The sequence below is a fragment of the Variovorax sp. LjRoot290 genome, from assembly GCF_964253985.1.
In the GTDB taxonomy this organism is placed as follows: Bacteria; Pseudomonadota; Gammaproteobacteria; order Burkholderiales; family Burkholderiaceae_C; genus Variovorax.
The window spans coordinates 1,147,339-1,164,105 of the sequence record NZ_CAXURW020000001.1; the positions used below are offsets into that span (position 1 = coordinate 1,147,339).

Consider the following 16,767-nt stretch of genomic DNA (forward strand, 5'->3'; position numbering starts at 1 on the left):
TCCCTAGGCCGGAAACTCGGCTGCCAAGCGCGGCTCCAACGGATGCCGGCGCCTTATTGCCGGCTGGAGGTACAGACCATGATGCAACTCAAGCATTGGCAAGACCCGGTCAACGGTGCGCTGGGTGTCTGGTTGGCTCTTTCGCCCTGGATCCTGGGCTACACCGGCGAGGCTGCTGCCATGCCGAACGCAGTGATCGTCGGCGTGGCGCTCATCGCCGCAGCCTTCGGCGCCATGCTGCTCCCCCAGGCCTGGGAAGAGTGGGTCGAAGCGGCATTGGGGCTCTGGCTGATGGCGTCCCCCTGGGTGCTCGGCTTCAACGCCCATGGCGACGCCATGCTCACGGCGGTCATTACCGGCCTCGTGGTCCTGGTGCTGGCGTTGTGGACGCTCCTGACCGACAAGGACTACAGCCGCTGGTGGCACGACCGGACCGCGCACTGACGGGGTGACCCCGCGTGCGGATAGCGCTCAGGCGGGATCTTTCGCCGCCGGCGCCCACCTGCCCGCCGCCCGCAAGCCCAGCGCGGTGTAGACCGCATCGGCCTGCCGGCGCAGGCGCAGCGATTCCGGCTGCCCGTTGACCTGCTGCTGCAGGATGCCTTGGGCACCGGCCATCGCGGCCTCGATGCCGCTGCGGATCAGCGCGTCGAGGAAGACCTGCTCGAACAGGTCGCGCTGCGCATGGCTGCCGCCGATCTCCATCAGGCGCGGGAGCGCCTGCCCCATCGATTCGATCGTTGCCCCGAAGTCGCCACGCGCATGGGCAAGAAGTCCATGCGCCGCGGGCACGCAGACGCGCTGCCAGGCGGCACGCGTCGAGGCCGGCGCACGCGGTGCGTAGGCCTCGATGTTGCGCAGCAAGGCCTCGGCCTCGGGCCGTCCGGCGCGAGCCAGGCCGTAGAGGTACTGCAGATCGAGGAAGGGCAGCACGTGGTCGTTGAGCCGCTGCGCGAGGTAGGCGGCCAGGTCCTGCCAGCGTTCGCCCACATCGATGCCCGCGAGCTCGAAGCGCGCGAGCAGCGACACCGCGCCGATCTGGTCCTGCGAATAGTCCTTGACCACACCCCACACCTCCCGGTCGTAGACGGCGAGTGCCTCGTCGTCCCTGCCCAGGTCGATCAGGAACAGCGCCACGTGCCACCAGTTGTGCGTGACCATGAAGGAGTTGAGCCCGACCCAGGTGCCGCTCACCTCCTGCATGAAGGCCAGGCCCTCGGCGAGCCGGCCCTCGGTCAGCATGACGTGGCCGAGCGCATGGTGCGCCCAGGGCTCCTTGCGTTCCATCGCGATCGCGCGGCGCGCGCTGGCTTCGGCCTCGCGCATCAGGTGGCACTGCTCGTAGCCGAAGGCAGCCATGCCGTGCAGATAGGGCACATCGGCGGCCGCGGGGAGCGCCGCCAGCGCGAGCCGCAGCATGCCGGGGCAGTCGCCGGTGTTGAAGCAGTGGTACTGGCCGAGCTTGAGCGAGGCCAGGTCGCGCGGATGTTCGCGCGCCTGCTCCTGGTGCAGCGCGATCGCGCGGGCGATGTCGCCATCCGCCCACGCCGCGACGGCCGCGATGTAGCGCTGCTCGCGCGAGCTGGCGCGCGCTGCGCCGGCTCGCGCGCGTTCGAGAAAGGGGCGCGCGTTGGAGGCGGCGTCCCGCGATTCGGCAAACAGGTGCAGCGTTGCGCAATAGGCCTGCACGATCGGGCTCTCGTCCTGCGCGGCGGCCAGCACGTCGACTGCGCGCGCCTCGCAGGCGATGAAGCCTTCGACGAAGTCGTTGACCGCGCGCAGGCTGGCGGCGTCTGTCAGGCTGACCGGGTTGCCGAGGCTGTCTTGCATGAAGCCTATTTTGCCGCGCGGGCGCCGCCGGGCCGCCCCAAGGCGGGCCGCGCCTCCCCCTCGGGGGGTGGCGAAGCACACGGAGTGGCAAGCCGGGGGGCTTCTCACACCCCGGCCTGCTGGTGCCTGTACTCCTGTGTGAGGCCACCGTAGCCGTAGGCCGCGGCGCGCGCGTCGATCAGGTGCACATACGACACCTCGTGCAGGTTCTTGCGCCGCGCCGCCATCGCGGCGTGGATCTCGCGCAAATAGCGGGCCTTCTCCGCCTTGGTGTTGGTCTCGTCCGTGATGCTGATGTCCAGGTGGAAGGCCGACTTGCCGAGCTCGGCCAGCGATCGGCCGCCTACGAACCAGGCGTCATCTGCGATGTACTGCACCGCGACGGCGATCACCGGCAGCTTCTTGCCGAGCACGGTCTGGGTCAGTTCGGTCACCGTGTCGACGGTGCGGCGGGTGAGCTGGGCGTCGGGCTGGCCGGAGAGATGAATGACGATGTGAGGCATGGTTCTTTCCTTTTCGGTGGTTGGTGCCGCCATTGTGGAAAGATCGATGACATCGGAAAAGCGGGAAGATATGATGCTTGTCATCTGTTTTACGAATGGATAGAGCCAATGCAGACCTTCGACCTCGAGCAGCTGAGAACCTTCGTCGCTGTCACCGAAGCGGGCAGCCTCACGGCAGCGGCGCCGCAGATCTTCCTCTCGCAGTCCGCCGTCAGCGAGCAGATGCGCAAGCTCGAGGAGCGCGCCGGCCAGTCGCTGCTGACGCGCAGCAAGGCCGGCGTGGCGCCCACGGCAGCGGGCATCCGTTTGCTGGCGCATGCGCATCGGCTTCTGGCGCTCTCCGACGAAGCCTTCAGGGACATGCGCGGCGAGACGCTGCAGGGCGAACTGCGGCTTGCGGTCACCGACTATTTCAGGCCGGGCGATCTGACCCGGCTGTTGAGCCGCCTCGGCGAGAGCTATCCGCAGGTGCGTTTGCACGTGAGCATCCTCAAGAGCGGCGCGATCGAGGCCGGGTATGCGAAGGGCGACTTCGACGTCGGCCTGTCGATGCGCATCACCGGCACGCCGGGCGCCGCGGCCAGGTCGGATGCGCCGGTGCTGTGCCGCGAGTCGCTGGCGTGGATGGGCGCGGCCGGCCTGCGCATCGCACGCGGCGAGCCGCTGCGCCTGCTGGTCTTGCCCGACACCTGCTCGCTGCACCAGTTCACGGTGCAACTGCTGCAGAAGCGGCGCGTGCCCTATGCGGTGGCCCACGTGGCTTCGGGCGTGGCCGGCCTGCAGTCGGCACTGGCGGCCGGATTGGGCGTGGCCTGCCTCAACGAATCGGCGCTGTGCGAGGGCGTGGCGCGCCTGCCGCCACCGCATGGCCTGCCGGCGCTGCCGCGGGTGGCCTTCCATTTCCTGCCGGCCCGGCGCGGCGAATCCGATTTCGTCGCGCGTGCGCGTGAACTGCTGGCTTCGCACCTCGTCTGAGGTGCGGGGCCGGCAGCGCCAAGCTCAGGCGCCGGGCGGTTCCGGCCAGGGCCGCTGCGGCTCGCGGATCAGTTCGAAGGCACGCGAGATCTTGAGTACGCCGAGATCGTCGAAGCGCTGCCCCGCGATCTGCAACCCGATCGGCAAGCCTTCGCTGGTGTAGCCGCAATTGATCGACGCGGCCGGCTGCTCCGACATGTTGAAAGGCACGGTGAAGCCGATGTGCTCGAGCGGCCGCAGCGGGTCGTTGGTGGGCGAGGGCAGTTCGGCGGCTGCCGGGGAGTTCGGCGCGGTGGGCGAGATCACGTAGTCGAAGCTTGCGCAGGCCGCCACCGCCGCGACGCGCGTCGCATGGAACTGGCTGAAGGCGCGGAACACGTGTTCGCCGCTGAAGGCCGCTGCGCTCTCGGCCCATTCGCGGATGTAGGGCAGGACCTTCGTGCGCTGCGCGGGCGGGAGCGCGTTCATGTCCACCAGCGAGCGCATGCGCCACAGGTGGTCCATGCCGTCGAGCATGGCCTGCGACATGAAGGGCTGCATCGGCTCGACGATGGCGCCGGCCTGCTCGAAGAGGCGCGCCGCATGCTCGACCGCCGCGCGGATCTCGGGCTCGACCGCGAGGCCGCAGCCGGCATCGAGCAAAAGGCCGATGCGCAGGCCGCGCAGGTGATCCGCAGCGACATCGAACTCGGACCACGCGATGTCCTGCGCCGGCAGGCTCATGCTGTCGCGCACGTCGGGCCGGGCCAGGGCTTGCATCATCAGTGCGGCATCGGCAACGCTGCGCGTCATCGGGCCGGCCGCACGGCCCATGTAGGGCGGATCGATCGGGATCCGGCCCAGGCTGGGCTTGAGCGTGAAGATGCCGCACCAGCCGGCCGGCAGCCTGAGCGAGCCGCCGATGTCGGTGCCGATGTGCAGTGGGCCGTAGCCTGCGGCCGCTGCGGCACCTGCGCCGGCGCTCGATCCGCCCGGGGTCTTGCGCAGGTCCCAGGGGTTGCGTGCTAGCGTGTGGAAGCTCGAGAGGCCGGAGGACAGCATCCCATAGTCGGGCATGGTGGTCTTGCTCACGATCACCACGCCGGCTTCCTTGAGGCGAGCGGCCGGCGGCGCATCGGCCGCGGCGGGACGCAGTTCGACGGCAGCCGTGCCGGCCGGCATCGGATCGCCGCGCGTCGCGATGTTCTCCTTGATCGTCGTCGGTACGCCGTCGAGCGGGCCGAGCGGCTCGCCGCGCCGCCAGCGCGCTTCCGAAGCGCGCGCCTGTTCGAGCGCGGCTTCGGGGCGCAGCAGCCAAGTGGCCTGCAGATGGGGCTCCCAGCGCGCGATGTGATCGAGCACGGCTTGCGTGACTTCGACCGGCGAGAGGCTGGCGTCGCGGTAGGCGGTGGCGAGTTCCTGTGCGGACAGGTCGTACAGGCGGGTGCTCACTCGGCAGCCTCCGCGCTGCGCGCTGCGGCGTTCGCCTTGGGGGCGGCCCGGCGCCTCACGACCACGACAGCGCCGACAGATCGTTGGCGAAGATCGGCATGTCCTTCCAGAGTCCTTTCACGCCCTTCTTCGCGATGGTCGGGAACTGGGGCTGGAACAGGAAGCCGTTGGCCGCGTCGGCGGCGAGCAGCTTCTGCGCGTCGCCGAGCAGCTTGACGCGCTCGGCCGGATTGGGCGTGGTCTTGATCTTGTCGAACAGCGCGTTGAATTCCTTCGACTGGTAGCCCCAGTAGTAGTCCGACTTGGCGTAGTTGCCGAGATCGAAGGGCTCCACGTGCGAGATGATCGTCAGGTCGTAGTCCTTGTTGCCGTAGGTGCCGCTCAACCACTGCGCCCATTCGACGTTCTGCACCTTCACGGTGATGCCGATCTTGGCCAGCTGCGCGACGATCACCTCGCCACCCTGGCGCGCATAGGGCGGGGGCGGCAGCGTCATCGTGAGTTCGAGCGGCGTCTTGACGCCGGCTTCGGCGAGCAGGGCCTTGGCCTTCTCGATGTTGAAGGGATTGACGGCGGTGGTGTCCACGAAGCCGGTGGCGCCCGGCACGTAGTGGCTGCCGATCGGCACGCCGAAGCCGTCGGCGGCGCCTTCGACGACGGCCTTGCGGTCGATGGCCGCCGAGATCGCGCGGCGCACGCGCACGTCGTCCAGCGGCTTCTTCTTGTTGTTGAAGGCCAGGATGGTCTTGGCGCGCGAGCCGCCGAGGATCACCTGGAACTGCGGGTTGTTCTTGAACTGCGGAACGATGCGCGTCGCCGCGCGCGGAAAGGCGTCGACGTCGCCGGCCAGGAGCGATGCGGCCTGCGCGGCCGGATCGGAAATGAAGCGGAAGGTGACCTTGCGAATCTTCGCCGTGCCGGGGTTGCGGAAGCCCTCCCACTTGCTCAGCGCCAGCGAAGAGCCCTTGCTCCAGCTGTCGAGCTTGTAGGGGCCCGTGCCGACCGGCTTGGTGGCGTTGGTGTCCGCGCTCTTGGGCTCGACGATGACGGCGGTTGCCTGGCCCAGCACGAACAGGAGGTCGGGGTCGATCTCCTTGTTGATGATCACCACGGTGTTGGCATCGACCGCCTGCGTCGTCATGTTGGCGAAGGTGCGCTTGTCCTTGTTGGTGCTCTTCTCGCCGCCGGCGCGGTCGAAGGAGAACTTGACCGTCTGCGCATTGAAAGGCTCGCCGTTCTGGAACTTGACGCCCTGGCGCAGCTTGAAGGTGTAGGTGCGCAGATCCGGCGACACCTCCCAGCTCTCGGCCAAGAGCGGTGTGACGCTGCCGTCGGCGTTGATCTTGGTCAGCGTTTCCAGCACGTTGTATTGCACGATCTCGGCGATCGCGGCAGCGGCGCCCGCGGTCGGGTCCAGGCCCGGCGGTTCCAGCGCCATGCCGAGCACGATCGAATCCTTGCGGCCCTGCGCCAGCGCCGCTTGCGGCAGCGCGAGCGGCACGGTGGCCAGTGCGGCGGTGGTCAGAAGGGTGCGGCGTTTCAACATGGTCAGGGCTCCAGGAAAAAACTGAGAAGAAGAAAGCAATCGTTACATCATGCGCGAGCGGCCTCGCCGGCGGCAAGCATTTGCTTATGGCCTGGCCGCAGGCTCAGCGCGTGGTACCGCAGCGAGCAAGGCTTGGGTATAGGGGTGTTCCGCATGCGCGAACAGTCGCTGCGGCGTGCCGCGCTCGACCACCAATCCGCGGTGCAGCACGCAGACCTCGTCGCACAGGTGGTTGACCACCGCGAGGTCGTGGCTGATCAGCAGGTAGCTGATGCCGAACTGCTGCTGCAGGTCCTGCATGAGGTTCAGCACCTGCGCCTGGACCGAGACGTCCAGCGCGCTCACCGGCTCGTCGGCCACGATCAGCTTGGGCCGCGTGATCAGCGCCCGCGCGATCGCGATGCGCTGGCGCTGGCCGCCGGAGAACTCGTGCGGGTATTTGCCGAGGTCGCTGGCCCGCAGGCCGACGGCGGCGAGCGATTCGGCGGCGCGCTCGCGCTGCTCGGCGCGACTGGTTTCGGCCAGCGCCTCGAGCGGCTCGGCGACGATGCGGGCCACGGTCTGGCGCGGGTCGAGCGAACCGTAGGGGTCCTGGAACACCATCTGCACGTCGCGCCGCGCCGCGCGCAGTTCTTCCTTGGGCAGCGCATGGAGGTCGCGCCCGAGCAGCTTGACGGTGCCCGAAGTGGGCTTGTCGAGCGCCATCACCAGACGCGCGATGGTCGATTTGCCCGAGCCCGATTCGCCGACGATGCCCAGGCTCCGTCCCGGGCGCAGGCTGAAGCTCACGCCGTTGAGGGCCTTGACCGTTGGTCGCGGGCCGAGCAATTTTTCGCGCGGCAGCGCGTAGTGGCGAACGAGGTCGCTGACTTCGAGGAGTGGCAAGCCTGTAGTCATGCGCCGGCCTCTTGCGCAGCGACCTCTTCGAGCCGAATGCAGCGCACCTGGTGGTTGTGCGGCATCTGCGTGGCCGGCGGCCGCGTCGTATGGCAGTCGTCGATCGTGAAGCGGCAACGGCCCGCGAAGGGGCAGCCCGGCGGCAGGTCGACCAGCTCGGGCACGCTGCCTTTGATGGTCGCGAGCTTCAGGCCGCGCGGTGCGCCGAGCGCGGGGCGCGCGGCGAACAGGCCCTGCGTGTAGGGATGCGCACGTTCGGCAAAAACGGCCGCGGTCGGCCCGCTCTCGACCACGCTGCCGCCATACATCACGAGCATCTTCGAGACGTTCTGCGCGATCACGCCCAGGTCGTGCGAGATCAGGATCAGCGCCATGCCGCGCTCGGCCACCAGGCTCTGGATCAGCTCGAGGATCTGCTTCTGGATCGTGACGTCGAGCGCGGTCGTCGGCTCGTCGGCGATCAGCAGGTCGGGGCCGCAGGCCAACGCCATCGCGATGCCGATGCGCTGGCGCTGGCCGCCCGAGAACTGGTGCGGATAGGCATCGAGCCGCGATGCGGCATCGGGGATGCCGACGCGTTCGAGCAGCGCCAGCGCTTCCTTGCGCGCGTCGGCGTTCGACAGCCCGCGGTGCAGCCTGAGCGGCTCGCCGACCTGGCGCGCGATGGTGTGGACCGGGTTCAGTGCCGTCATCGGCTCCTGGAAGATCATGCCGATGCGGTTGCCGCGGATCTCGCACATCGCACGCTCGGGCAGGCCGACGAGCTCGCTGCCGTCGAAGCGGATGCTGCCCGTGACCTTGGCGCTGGCCGGCAGGAGCCCCATCAGCGACTGCACCGTGATCGACTTGCCGCAGCCCGATTCGCCGACGATGCCCATCGTCTCGCCGCGCTCCAGCGTGAAGCCGATGCCGCGCACCGCCTCGGCGGGACCGCGCTGTGTCTGCAGCTGGACGTGAAGGTTGTCGACTTCGAGCAGAGGCATGGTGCGGGATCTAGCGGGCACGGGCCAGGCGCGGGTCCAGCAGGTCGCGCAGACCGTCACCGAGCAGGTTGAGGCCGAGCACTGCGAACGCGATCGCCATACCCGGAAAGACCGCCAGCAGCGGTGCCTGGAACATCATGGTCTGTGCCTCGCTGAGCATGCGGCCCCAGGAGGGCTGCGGCGGCTGCGTGCCGAGGCCAAGGTAGGAGAGGGCGGCCTCGGCCAGGATTGCGATCGCGAAGCGGATCGTGATCTGCACGATCAGCACGGCCGAGATGTTGGGCAGCACGTGCTGCATGGTGATCGCGAACGCGCCCTTGCCGCAGGCGCGCGCGGCCGCCACGTACTCGCGCGACCAGATCGCGTTGGCCGATGCGCGCGTGATGCGCGCGAAGGTCGGAATGTTGTAGATGCCGATGGCGATGATCGCGTTGACGATGCCGGCGCCGAACACCGCCGTCATCATGATGGCCGACAGGATGGCGGGAAAGGCCATCGAGAAGTCGGTGAAGCGCATGATCGCTTCCTCCACCCAGCCGCGCCGCGCCGCGGCGAGCAGGCCGAGCGCGGTGCCCACCACCAGGCCGATGCCGACCGCGATCACGCCGACCAGGATGGACGCGCGCGCCCCCACCAGCAGCAGCGAAGCCACGTCGCGGCCGAAGGTGTCGGTGCCCAGCCAGTGCGCGCCGTTCGGCGGCTTGAGTTTGTTGGCGATGTCCATCTCGTAGGGGGACCACGGCGTCCAGACCAGCGAGACGGCGGCCGCGAGCAGCAGCAGCAGCGTGAGCACGGCGCCGATGGTGAAGCTGCGATGGTGCAGTGCGCGGCGCCAGAAGCCGGGCACCTTGAAGGCGGCCGCACTCGGTACGGCGCTGGGAACTGCGCTCATATGTCGCTGGCCTTGATGCGTGGGTCGATGACGGCGTAGAGCACGTCGACCACGAAGTTGACGATGACGACCATCGCGGCCAGCAGCATCACGCAGTTGCGCACCACGATCAGGTCGCGGTTACTGATGGCTTGGAAGATCAGCCGCCCGAGGCCTGGCAGGTAGAACACGTTCTCCACCACGATGGTGCCGGCCAGCAGCTCGGAGAACTGCATGCCCATCACGGTGATCACCGGGATCAGCGCGTTGCGCAGCACATGGGTCCACAGCACGGCCCGCTGCGAAACGCCCTTGGCGCGCGCGGTGCGCACGAAGTCTTCGCGCATCACTTCGAGCACGGCCGAGCGCGTGATGCGCGCCAGGATCGCCGCCTGCACCACCGCGAGCGAGAGGGCCGGCAAGAGCAGCGCCTTGAGCCCCGCGAACACGCCTTCCTCCCAGCCTTCGAAGCCGCCGGCCGAGAACCATTGCAGCTGCACCGAGAAGACGAGGATCAGCAGGATCGCGAACCAGAAGTTGGGGATGGCGATGCCCACCTGTGTCAGGCCCATCAGGCCGACGTCGCCAAGCTTGTTGTGGCGCGCCGCCGCCGTCACGCCCACGATGAGCGCCAGCACGGTGGTGAGGGTCATCGCGAGCAGCGCCAGCGGCACGGTCAGCGCGAGGCGCTCGAGGATCAGGTCGAGCACCGGCGAGCTGTAGGCGTAGCTGTCGCCGAGCTCGCCGGTCAGCAGGCCGCCGATCCAGTGCCAGTAGCGGGTCCAGGCCGGCTGGTCGAGCCCGAGCTTGGCGGCCAGCGCCGCCACCGCGTCGGGCGAGGCGTCCGGGCCCATGAGCATCTGCGCGGCATTGCCGGGCAGGATCTCGAGCACGAGGAAGACGATGACGGAAGCGCCGATCAGGGTGGCGATCAGCGTCACGAAGCGCTTGAACAGGAACAGGCTCATAGGGCGGGGGGCAGCATAACCCGACGCAACGACCATGCTTGAACTGTTTGCCCCCACATTCGGCGCTTCGCGTCCTCAATGCCCCTCGTGGGGGCTTCGGCCGCCTTGGGGCGGCCCAGCGGCGGCCGGCGGATAATTCGCGCCATGGCCCTCATGATCACCGACGAATGCATCAACTGCGATGTGTGCGAACCGGAGTGCCCCAACGACGCGATCTACATGGGCGTGGAGATCTACGAGATCGACCCGCACAAGTGCACCGAGTGCGTCGGCCACTTCGACGAGCCGCAGTGCGTGCAGGTGTGCCCGGTGGCCTGCATCCCGAAGAATCCCGCGCATCTGGAGACGCGCGAGACCTTGTGGCAGAAGTTCCAGCGGCTGACTGCCGCCAAGGCGGCTTCCTAGCTTTTCGCCGGGCTCTTGCTGCCGGCCTTCGCGGCCTTTTTCTTCGCCGTTGCGACCGGGTCGTGCGCGCTGAAGTAGTCGGATTCCTTCTTGCTCTTCCTCTTTTTCTGCGCGACGCCCGGGCCTTGCGATGAATCCGGCTTCGCGTTGAGCGGCTTGTTGTCGATCAGCGTGGCTGCGCGGCGTGCCTACGCGGCCTCCTGGCGGACACGCTCCCGCTCCAGCCGGTCGGCGGCAGCCCGGGCCTCGCGCGTCGCGCCATCGGCTTCGCGTTTTTGCGTCGCGTCGCGCGCGTCGTCGAGATCGATTGCCTTGCCATCCTTGCAGGGCTGGTCGGTGTAGGTGTTGCCGCAGCGCCAGGTCTCCGTGCCTGCGTGGGCTGCAAGCGGCGCCAGTTGAGCGCAGGCCGCCGCCAGGAGGGCGGCGATCGGTGCTGGTGACAGTTTCATTTTTTGTCTCTCTCCCTTGGTTCACGTTCCGCTAGCCCGCGGCGGGTGTACCCCCGTCGCCCGGCTCGCGCCGCGGCGGTTTGGGGCGCGGCGGCTTGCTCGTGTGAATGAGCAGGGTCGCCTTGTCCATCTCGCCGGCCACCAGAGCCGGGAAGGCATGCAGGGTGCGGGCGATCGCGTCGTCGATCGCTTCGCGTTGCTCCTTGAGCGGCTTCTTCAACACCCACCCGACCACCTCGGACTTCACGCCCGGATGGCCGATGCCGAGGCGCAGACGCCAGTAGTCGCCGGTGCCGAGCTGCGCGTGGATGTCGCGCAGGCCGTTGTGGCCGGCATGGCTGCCCCCGAGCTTCAGCTTGGCCTGGCCGGGCACCACGTCGAGTTCGTCGTGCACAACCAGGATTTCGTTCGGCTCGATCTTGAAGAAGCGGGCCAGCGCGGCAACCGACTTGCCCGAGAGGTTCATGAAGGTCTGCGGCTCGAGCAGCCATACGGGCTGCCCGCCCACCTGCATGCGCGCGACCAGGCCGTGGTAGGCGCGCTCGGGCGAGAGCGTGAGCTTGCGGTCGCGCGCGAGCGCATCGATCCACCAGAAGCCCGCGTTGTGCCGCGTGGCTTCGTACTCCGGGCCGGGGTTGCCCAGGCCGACGAACAACTTGATCATGGAGCCGGATTATCGGTGGCTGGCCCAAAGAAAACGGCCCGCGCGAGGCGGGCCGTTGGCTGGAGGGCGCGGGAAGAATTACTTCTTCTTGGCAGGCGCAGCCTTGGCGTCCGTCTTGGCGGCGGCCGGGGCGCCTTCTGCCGGGGCGGCGCCTTCGGCGGCCGGCGCGGCTTCTTCAGCGACCAGCGGCGGCACGGCCGACACGAGCACCGGGTTGACCTTGCCGTGGCTCACGAACTTCACACCCTTGGGCAGGGTGATGTCGTTGACGTGGAGCGTGGCGTTCTTCGTCAGGCCGGTGAGGTCGACCTCGATGAACTCGGGCAGGTCGGCCGGCAGGCAGCTGACTTCGATTTCGGTCATCACGTGGTTCACGAGGTTGTGGTCCAGCTTGACGGCCGTGGACTCTTCCTCGCCCTTGTAGTGCAGGGGCACCTTGACGGTCATGCGGGTGCGGGCATCGACGCGCTGGAAGTCGACGTGCTGCACGAGCGGACGGAACGGGTGGTATTGCACGTCGCGCAGCAGGACCTTGGTCGTGGCGCCGGCGAGTTCCATCTCGAGGATGGACGAGTGGAAGGCTTCCTTCTTGAGGGCATGCCACAGCGCGTTGTGATCGAGCTCGATCAGCTGCGGCTGGCCTTCGCCACCGTAGACGATACCGGGCGTCTTGCCCGTGATGCGGAGACGGCGGCTCGCACCCGTGCCCTGCTTTGCGCGCTCATAAGCGACGAATTTCATAACTACTCCTGTGGAAGTCGACCGCGACCAGTGCGACTCCGGTTTCAACATGGGCTCCTCGAAGAGAGCCCGGCTTCTTGCTCAGACCAGGCTCTTCTAAAAGAGATTTTCCTGGTCCGAAAACAAACTCATCACCGACTCGCCCTTGGCAATGCGCTGGATCGTCTCGGCGATCAGCGGCGCCACGGAGAGCTGGCGGATCTTGGTGCAGCCCGTCGCGACGCTGGACAGCGGGATCGTGTTGGTCACGACCACTTCGTCGAGCGCGCTGCCCTGGGCGATCCGCTCGATGGCGGGGCCCGAGAAGATCGGGTGCGTGCAATAGGCGTACACCTTCTTGGCGCCGCGTTCCTTCAGGACCTCGGCCGCCTTCACCAGGGTGCCGGCCGTGTCGATCATGTCGTCCATGATCACGCAGTTGCGGCCGTCGATCTCGCCGATCACGTGCATGACCTCGCTCACGTTGGCGCGTGGACGGCGCTTGTCGATGATCGCCAGGTCGCAATTCAGCTGCTTCGCCAAGGCGCGCGCACGAACCACGCCGCCGACGTCGGGCGAGACCACGATCAGGTCTTCGTAGTTCTGCTGGCGCAGATCGCCCAAGAGCACCGGCGACGCATAGATGTTGTCGACCGGAATGTCGAAGAAGCCCTGGATCTGGTCGGCGTGCAGGTCCATGGTCAGCACGCGGGCGACGCCCACCGTTTCGAGCAGGTTGGCCACCACCTTGGCCGAGATCGGCACCCGGCTCGAGCGCGGGCGACGGTCCTGGCGCGCATAGCCGTAGTAGGGGATCACCGCACTGATGCGCTCGGCCGAAGCGCGCTTGAGCGCGTCGACCATGATGAGCAGCTCCATCAGGTTCTCGTTGGTCGGCGCGCAGGTCGACTGGACGACGAACACGTCGCGCGCCCGCACGTTCTGGTTGATCTCGACGGTGACTTCGCCGTCGGAGAAGCGACCGACGCGGGCGGCGCCCAGCGAGGTGCCCAGATGCTGCGCGATCTCTGCGGCAAGGCCAGGGTTGGCGTTGCCGGTGAAAACCATGAAATCAGGGTGGTGAACCTGCATGAGCGTCCCGGCAAAATGCATCCGGCAATGCGAAATGGCCCTTTTGGAGGGCCGCCAATCTACGTGTCAATGAAGATTTGGCAGGGGAGAAAGGATTCGAACCTTTGCATGCTGGAATCAAAATCCAGTGCCTTAACCAGCTTGGCGACTCCCCTACACGGGTCGACGACCAAGGTCGTCAACCGATATATGTCGCATCAGATCACAAAAGCGCTCTGATCTTCTAGCCCGCCCAGCCCACCAGGGGATGAACGGCCAGATTGCTGCACTTGCGAACCTGCCAGCCCGAGGGCGCCGCGGCGAGTTCCGCTTCATGCGGCATCGCTGCGAACACCGAACTCCCCGAACCGGTCATCCGGGCCTGGAGTCCTTGGCGACCGAGCCATTCGATGGCCTCGGTGACCGCGGGACAAAGCCGCTCGGCAACCGGCTGCAGATCGTTATGACCGAAGTCAAAGCTGAAACTTGTGGCTCCAGCCCCGCTGTGTGCAGCAAAGCCCGAGATTATAGCAGCGGGTGTGGCGCGTTGAAGATCCGGCGCTGCAAAAATCAGACGGGTGTCCAGTCCCTCGGGCGGCTTGGCAACGGCAAAACAGCCTGGCGGCAGCTCGATGGGGGTGATCTCTTCGCCGATTCCCTCGACCCAGGCGTTCCGTCCGCGCAGGAAGAAGGGCACATCAGCGCCCAGCGTGAGGCCGATCTGCTCCAGTTTCGATAGCGGCAGCTTCAGGTCCCACAGGCGATTGAGCGCCAGGAGACAGGTAGCGGCATCCGAGGAGCCGCCGCCCATGCCGGCCTGGGCCGGCACCTGCTTGGCAATCCCGATATGTGCGCCCTGCGGGGTTTGCGCAAAGGCCTGGAGCGCCTTCGCGGCACGCAGCACCAGGTCGTCAGCCGGCAGTGCGGTGGTGAGGTCTTCGCGGGTGATGGCACCGTCGCTGCGCGCTTCGACATGCAGGGTGTCGCACCAGTCGATCAGCATGAACACCGACTGCAGCAGGTGGTAGCCGTCCGCACGCCGGCCGGTGATGTGCAGAAAGAGGTTGAGCTTGGCCGGCGCCGGAAGGTCGTAGAGCGCCTTCATGCGCGTTCGAAGACGATGCGCAGATCGGCCCGCGGCTGAGGCGCGTCGCGGGTGGCCTGCAATCGTCCGGTGCTGATCTGGGACAGGTCTGGCCGCCAGCCCGGCACGCGCTCTTCGCGGCCGGCCAGCCAGCCGAACAGCGCAGCCACCGGAATGGCGGCACCCGTCGCCGCCTCGATGAGCGCGTCGAGCGAGTCGAAACGCCGAGTCTTGCTGCCGTCCTTCAACAGCGCTTCGCCGGGTGCCCAATGAAGCTGAGCCAGGGTGCTGCCGATCGGGCTGGTCAGCGTAAGTTCGCCGGCCCGTGGCGCGCCGCGCAGCTCGAACAGGGCCGAGAAGGTTTGTACCGGCTCGCTATCGATGCGCAGCGACAGCCGGCCGCTCCAGGCTTCCGCGCCGGTTGCGCTGGTCGGGCCGACCGGACTGGCGCAGCCTGCCAGCAGCAACACGCCGGCGCAGCCGGCGCTCAATGCCAGGCGACGGTTCAAAGCTTCACGCGCAGGCGCTTGAGCGTTTCCTGCAGCGTCTCGTTGTCGGCATCGACCAGGTGAGCTTCCTTCCAGATGGAAAGCGCACGATCGCGCTGGCCCTTGGCCCAGAGAACTTCGCCGAGATGCGCGCCGATCTCCGGGTCGGGCCGGCGCTTGTAGGCCGCTTCGAGGATGCGCATGGCTTCGTCTATGTTGCCGAGCCTGAACTCGACCCATCCGAGGCTGTCCGCGATGAACGGATCTTCCGGAGCCAGCTGCACGGCCTTCCGGATCAACGTGCGCGCCTCTTCCAGCCGGACCTTGCGATCGGCCAGCGAGTAGCCGAGCGCGTTGTAGGCGTTCTGGTTGTCGGGCTTGAGCTCGATCAGGCGGCGCAGCAGGCGTTCCATTTCGTCGAGACGGTTCAGCTTCTCGGCCACCATGGCCCGGTCATAGATCAGGTCGGTGTCCTGAGGTGAGGAGGTGCTGGCCTCGGTCAACATGTCGTAGGCGGCCTGGTACTGCTTGGCATCGCGCAGCAGCTGGACCTCGGCCAGAAACTTCTGCTTCTTTTCGTCCGCAGTGCGTTCCGGCAAGCCGCGGACCAGCTCGCGGGCCTGGGGCAGCTTGCCCTGGCGCACCAGCAGTGCCGCGCGGCGTGTCTGCGCGCCTACCAGGTCTTCGGTGCTGTCGATGCGGCCCAGCCAGTGCTCGGCACCCGTGAAGTCTTTGCGGCGCTCCGCCAGTTGCGCCAGCAGCAAGAAGGCCTGGGTCTGGCCGCGGCTGCGCGCCTCGGCATCGCGCTGCGTGTCGGCCAGGCCGATGTAGCGCTTGAGCGAGCTTTCGGCCGCCGCGTCCTGGCGCGCCTGTGTCTGCAGGCTGCCGAGCAGCAGCCAGGGTTCGGGCAATTCGGGACGGGCCACGGTGAGCGCGGCGAGTTCCGCGCTGGCATCCTCATAGCGGCGCCCTTCCACCAGCACCCGTGCGTAGGCGACGCGCAGTTCCGGGAGTGCCTTGGGGCCCGCGAGGTAGCGCTTCACCAGCGGTTCGGCCAGCGGCTGGCCGGGGTCCATCAGTTCCAGAGCCAGCATGGCGGGGCCGTCCGAGGAAGGATCGGCTTCCTGGCCTCTTCGCGCCGCCTCGAGTGCGCCCGAGGTGTCGCCCGCTGCCAACCGCAGGCGGCCGACCGTGCTCCAGGCCGCACCGCCCGTCGCGGGGCTTTTGAGTTCGTCGGCCAACGCCTGTTCGACCACCGAAGCGGCGAGCTTCTTGTCGGTGGCTCGCGCATAGTTGCGCGCGATCACGGCCATGAGGAACGGACGTTCCACCTGCGGCGTGGCGGCCAGTTCAGCCCGCAGCGGTTCGGCGGTTTCGCCGATGCGGTTCAGCGCGATCAGGATTTGCAGCTCGAAACGCCGTGCCTCGCGCGACTCGGGCAGCGTTTCCTTCCAGGCGCGAGCAGCTGCCAGTGCGGCATCGCCGGAGCGCGCCTGCAATGCGATCTCGACCGCCCGCTGGAACACCTTGCCGTCGCGCGACCTGCGCGCAGCATCGAGGACCAGCGCGTAGCCTGAGCCCGGATCGCCGGTGCGTGCGGTCAGCTCGCCCATCAGCACTTCGTAGAACAGCTCCGCCGTGAGCGCCGAGGCCTGGGCCTTTTCGGCGCGTTGGACCGCGGCGGCCGGTGTCGTTACCGCAGGCGCGGCCGGTTCGATGATGGGAGCCGGGCTGGTCGGCGCTGCAGGGACTGGCGTTCCGGGCTGCGCCTGGACGGCGAGCGCGGCAAGAGTCAGAAGCGCGGCCGCCGCAAGGCGGGATCGGCGGAGCGATGGGGTCATCGAACCATAATAATCCAGGCTTTTGAACGATGGTCACGCGG

The 16,767-nt window shown here is 67.8% G+C and carries 18 protein-coding genes and 1 tRNA gene; 3 read left to right on the top strand and 16 right to left on the bottom strand.

The window, feature by feature from the left end:
* Window positions 1–78 precede the first annotated feature (78 nt).
* Window positions 79–444 carry an SPW repeat protein gene (locus ACSQ9A_RS05805; protein ID WP_093109043.1) on the top strand — a complete coding sequence of 122 codons (366 nt, stop codon included), beginning with the start codon at window positions 79–81 and terminating at the stop codon, window positions 442–444.
* A 27-nt stretch (window positions 445–471) separates the two neighbouring features.
* On the opposite strand, the gene ACSQ9A_RS05810 is transcribed toward ACSQ9A_RS05805, so the two are convergent.
* Window positions 472–1,830, bottom strand: coding sequence for a tetratricopeptide repeat protein (locus ACSQ9A_RS05810; protein WP_436302988.1), 1,359 nt, complete (start codon window positions 1,828–1,830; stop codon window positions 472–474).
* A 104-nt stretch (window positions 1,831–1,934) separates the two neighbouring features.
* Complete coding sequence (locus ACSQ9A_RS05815; protein WP_436302989.1) at window positions 1,935–2,333, bottom strand: tautomerase family protein; 399 nt, start codon at window positions 2,331–2,333, stop codon at window positions 1,935–1,937.
* Between the two features lie 108 nt (window positions 2,334–2,441).
* Between ACSQ9A_RS05815 and ACSQ9A_RS05820 the strand changes: the two genes are divergently transcribed.
* Window positions 2,442–3,308 carry a LysR family transcriptional regulator gene (locus tag ACSQ9A_RS05820; protein ID WP_436293916.1) on the top strand — a complete coding sequence of 289 codons (867 nt, stop codon included), beginning with the start codon at window positions 2,442–2,444 and terminating at the stop codon, window positions 3,306–3,308.
* Window positions 3,309–3,332: 24 nt separating this feature from the next.
* On the opposite strand, the gene ACSQ9A_RS05825 is transcribed toward ACSQ9A_RS05820, so the two are convergent.
* The 6 genes from ACSQ9A_RS05825 to ACSQ9A_RS05850 form a co-directional block, all read right to left on the bottom strand.
* Window positions 3,333–4,739, bottom strand: coding sequence for an amidase (locus ACSQ9A_RS05825; RefSeq protein WP_436302990.1), 1,407 nt, complete (start codon window positions 4,737–4,739; stop codon window positions 3,333–3,335).
* 55 nt (window positions 4,740–4,794) lie between these two features.
* Complete coding sequence (locus ACSQ9A_RS05830) at window positions 4,795–6,285, bottom strand: ABC transporter substrate-binding protein (protein ID WP_436302991.1); 1,491 nt, start codon at window positions 6,283–6,285, stop codon at window positions 4,795–4,797.
* An 84-nt stretch (window positions 6,286–6,369) separates the two neighbouring features.
* Window positions 6,370–7,182 carry an ATP-binding cassette domain-containing protein gene (locus tag ACSQ9A_RS05835; RefSeq protein ID WP_436302993.1) on the bottom strand — a complete coding sequence of 271 codons (813 nt, stop codon included), beginning with the start codon at window positions 7,180–7,182 and terminating at the stop codon, window positions 6,370–6,372.
* Window positions 7,179–8,165: an ABC transporter ATP-binding protein gene (locus tag ACSQ9A_RS05840; RefSeq protein WP_436302994.1), complete on the bottom strand. Its 987-nt coding sequence runs from the start codon at window positions 8,163–8,165 to the stop codon at window positions 7,179–7,181. Before ACSQ9A_RS05840 ends, ACSQ9A_RS05835 begins: the two co-directional genes overlap by 4 nt.
* Window positions 8,166–8,175: 10 nt before the next feature.
* Window positions 8,176–9,057 (bottom strand): ABC transporter permease, encoded by an 882-nt coding sequence (locus tag ACSQ9A_RS05845; RefSeq protein ID WP_093109036.1) that lies wholly within the window; start codon window positions 9,055–9,057, stop codon window positions 8,176–8,178.
* Entirely contained in the window at window positions 9,054–10,004 is a 951-nt protein-coding gene (locus ACSQ9A_RS05850) for an ABC transporter permease (protein ID WP_093109035.1), read from the bottom strand. The genes ACSQ9A_RS05845 and ACSQ9A_RS05850 overlap by 4 nt, the downstream gene beginning before the upstream one ends.
* A gap of 144 nt (window positions 10,005–10,148) precedes the next feature.
* Here ACSQ9A_RS05850 and ACSQ9A_RS05855 point away from each other — a divergent pair, with 144 nt between their 5' ends.
* A complete protein-coding gene (locus tag ACSQ9A_RS05855; RefSeq protein WP_093109034.1) occupies window positions 10,149–10,409 on the top strand; it encodes a YfhL family 4Fe-4S dicluster ferredoxin in 261 nt (86 codons plus the stop codon).
* Between the two features lie 188 nt (window positions 10,410–10,597).
* Here ACSQ9A_RS05855 and ACSQ9A_RS05860 read toward each other — a convergent pair whose 3' ends face one another.
* The 8 genes from ACSQ9A_RS05860 to ACSQ9A_RS05895 all read right to left on the bottom strand — a co-directional run bounded on the left by ACSQ9A_RS05860 (window position 10,598) and on the right by ACSQ9A_RS05895 (window position 16,726).
* Window positions 10,598–10,858, bottom strand: a complete 261-nt coding sequence (locus ACSQ9A_RS05860) for a hypothetical protein (RefSeq protein ID WP_093109033.1) — start codon at window positions 10,856–10,858, stop codon at window positions 10,598–10,600.
* Between the two features lie 31 nt (window positions 10,859–10,889).
* A complete protein-coding gene (pth, locus tag ACSQ9A_RS05865; protein ID WP_436293910.1) occupies window positions 10,890–11,522 on the bottom strand; it encodes an aminoacyl-tRNA hydrolase in 633 nt (210 codons plus the stop codon).
* 78 nt (window positions 11,523–11,600) lie between these two features.
* A complete protein-coding gene (locus ACSQ9A_RS05870) occupies window positions 11,601–12,263 on the bottom strand; it encodes a 50S ribosomal protein L25/general stress protein Ctc (RefSeq protein WP_436302996.1) in 663 nt (220 codons plus the stop codon).
* Window positions 12,264–12,359: 96 nt separating this feature from the next.
* The gene (locus ACSQ9A_RS05875) at window positions 12,360–13,334 is read right to left on the bottom strand and encodes a ribose-phosphate pyrophosphokinase (protein WP_126838506.1); all 975 of its coding nucleotides are present in this window, start codon (window positions 13,332–13,334) and stop codon (window positions 12,360–12,362) included.
* A 78-nt stretch (window positions 13,335–13,412) separates the two neighbouring features.
* A tRNA-Gln gene (locus tag ACSQ9A_RS05880) sits at window positions 13,413–13,489 on the bottom strand.
* Window positions 13,490–13,557: 68 nt separating this feature from the next.
* Window positions 13,558–14,418: a 4-(cytidine 5'-diphospho)-2-C-methyl-D-erythritol kinase gene (gene ispE / locus ACSQ9A_RS05885; RefSeq protein ID WP_436302997.1), complete on the bottom strand. Its 861-nt coding sequence runs from the start codon at window positions 14,416–14,418 to the stop codon at window positions 13,558–13,560.
* Window positions 14,415–14,906 carry a lipoprotein insertase outer membrane protein LolB gene (locus tag ACSQ9A_RS05890; RefSeq protein WP_436302998.1) on the bottom strand — a complete coding sequence of 164 codons (492 nt, stop codon included), beginning with the start codon at window positions 14,904–14,906 and terminating at the stop codon, window positions 14,415–14,417. The genes ispE and ACSQ9A_RS05890 overlap by 4 nt, the downstream gene beginning before the upstream one ends.
* Window positions 14,903–16,726: a tetratricopeptide repeat protein gene (locus tag ACSQ9A_RS05895; protein WP_436302999.1), complete on the bottom strand. Its 1,824-nt coding sequence runs from the start codon at window positions 16,724–16,726 to the stop codon at window positions 14,903–14,905. The genes ACSQ9A_RS05890 and ACSQ9A_RS05895 overlap by 4 nt, the downstream gene beginning before the upstream one ends.
* Window positions 16,727–16,767 lie beyond the last annotated feature (41 nt).